This window comes from Candidatus Poribacteria bacterium (assembly GCA_016866785.1).
Classification (GTDB): domain Bacteria; phylum Poribacteria; class WGA-4E.
This window is the reverse complement of sequence record VGLH01000267.1, coordinates 1-2,028: the sequence shown is the minus strand read 5'-3', so window position 1 is coordinate 2,028 and position 2,028 is coordinate 1. Positions and strand designations below refer to the sequence as shown.

The window sequence follows — 2,028 nt, the reverse complement described above, 5'->3', positions numbered from 1 at the left end:
GAAGCAGGCGAACCTTCCCACCGAGCGCGACCAGGCGCTCAATGAGCGGCACTACGGCGACCTGCAGGGGCTGAACAAGGCGGAAACGGCGCAGAAGTTCGGTGACGAACAGGTGCACATCTGGCGCCGAAGCTTCGACGTGCAGCCGCCCAACGGCGAGAGCCTCAAGGACACGGCGGAGCGCGTCATGCCCTACTGGGAAGCCCACATCCTACCCGACCTGAAGGCGGGGAATAACCTGCTGATCGCCGCGCACGGGAACTCGCTCCGCGCCCTCGTCATGCACCTGGACGGGCTCACGCGCGAGCAGGTTCTCGAGCTGAACATCCCGACGGGCGTGCCGCTGGTCTACGAGACGGACGGCGACCGAATCGTCCGGCGCGGCTACATCGAGTAACGCCAGCCCAGCCGACGCCATGCGAGCCCATGCCACGTCGAGCAGCCGAGACACGCAGGTACTCGTCTCGCGCGTAGGTGACAGTCCCGTAGGGGCGGGTCTGAGACCCGCCCCTACAACCGTACGTCCCTCGGCGGGGCTTTACCCGTTCGTCATCTCCGAAAAAGCCGGAATCCAGGACTCTGGGCTCCCGCTTTCGCGGGAGCAACGACGCAGACCGGCTGACCTATCCGAAGTCCAGCGTCATGTGGTAGGCGGGGCCCTGCGGGTCGGGCGGGTCGCCGTCGATGACGAACCCGACGCTCTCGTAGAGAGCGCGGGCGCGGTCGTTGTCCTGCATGACGGTCAGTTGGATGCCGCGCTTGCCCAGCGCGCGCGCCTCCGCGACGATGCGCTCCATCAGCCGCCGACCGATCCCCTGATCCTGATACGCATCGGCAACGCAGATGCCCAGCATGGGCACTTTGCCGTCCCGCGCAATCCAGACGTATCCGGCGATGGCGCTGGTTGGTGTCTCGGCGACGAGGCAATAGATCGACCCGTCGGCGGCGACGCGTTCCCCAGCCGCTCGCGTCAGCTTGTACGGGTGGAAGTAGTAGTACGTCTGCTCGGAACAGCTTTCGAGCATGTCGCCCAGCGCCTGGGCATCGCCGGGCGACTTGGGGCGGATCGTCACGTCGATCCGTTGCGGCGTCTGCGTCATGGAGTCTCCTCGTCGCGCGGAGGGGGCTCGATGTAGAGGAAGCAGCGGCACGCATGGGAGCCGCCGAAGGTGGCTTCAGGCGGATAGACTCCCGAACAGGGCTCGAACGCATCGCCGCAGCGTGGGTGGAAGTGGCATCCCGCCGGAGGACGCGCCGGCGAGGGCACGTCGCCTTCGAGGCGGATGCGCGCAACGCCGCGGTCGTCGATCTTCGGCACGGCGGAGAGCAGCGCCTTCGTGTAGGGGTGCTTCGGGTCGTCGAACACCTCCTCGGTCGTGCCACGCTCGACGAACCGGCCGAGGTACATCACGGCGACTTCGTCCGCGAGGTACTCGACGACGGATAGGTTGTGCGTGATGAACAGGTAGGAGAGACCCAACTGGCTCTGCAGGTCCTTGAGCAGATTCAGGATCTGCGCCTGGACGGACACGTCGAGGGAGCTCGTGGGCTCATCGCAGACGATAAAGCGCGGCTCGACGGCGAGCGCCCGCGCGATCCCGATCCGCTGCCTCTGACCGCCTGAGAACTCGTGCGGATAGCGTTCCAGCATCGACGCATCCAGCCCGACGAGCTGAAGGACATGCCGAATGCGGTCGTCGCGTTCCGACGCCGGCAGCTTGCCGTACCCCTGGGCGACCATTCCCTCCTCGATGGTCTCGCGCACCATCATGCGAGGGTCCAGCGACGAGTACGGGTCCTGGAACACCATCTGGAACCCCGACCGGCGGCGGCTCAGATCGGAGCGGGACAGGCCGGTGATCTCCGCGCCGCCGAAGAGCACTTGACCCGACGTTGGCTCTGCCAGCCGCAGAAGCGACTTGCCGAGGGTCGTCTTGCCGCAGCCCGACTCGCCGACGACAGCGAGCGTTCTGCCGCGCGGGATCGAGAACGACACGCCGTCCACGGCGCGGACGTATCCAACCGTTC

General features: G+C 66.7%; 3 protein-coding genes. 1 reads left to right on the top strand and 2 read right to left on the bottom strand.

Translation table 11 applies throughout. The annotated features are described in order from the left end of the window. The coding region (locus FJZ36_19165) for a 2,3-bisphosphoglycerate-dependent phosphoglycerate mutase (GenBank protein MBM3217020.1) at positions 1–397 on the top strand (397 nt) is incomplete at its 5' end. Positions 398–623: 226 nt separating this feature from the next. Here the strand turns inward: FJZ36_19165 and FJZ36_19160 are convergent. Together FJZ36_19160 and FJZ36_19155 are read right to left on the bottom strand one after the other, a co-directional pair. Next, positions 624–1,100 carry an N-acetyltransferase gene (locus tag FJZ36_19160; protein ID MBM3217019.1) on the bottom strand — a complete coding sequence of 159 codons (477 nt, stop codon included), beginning with the start codon at positions 1,098–1,100 and terminating at the stop codon, positions 624–626. After that, positions 1,097–2,028 (bottom strand): ABC transporter ATP-binding protein (locus tag FJZ36_19155; GenBank protein MBM3217018.1); only part of this gene is annotated, 932 nt, incomplete at its 5' end. The genes FJZ36_19155 and FJZ36_19160, both read right to left, overlap by 4 nt.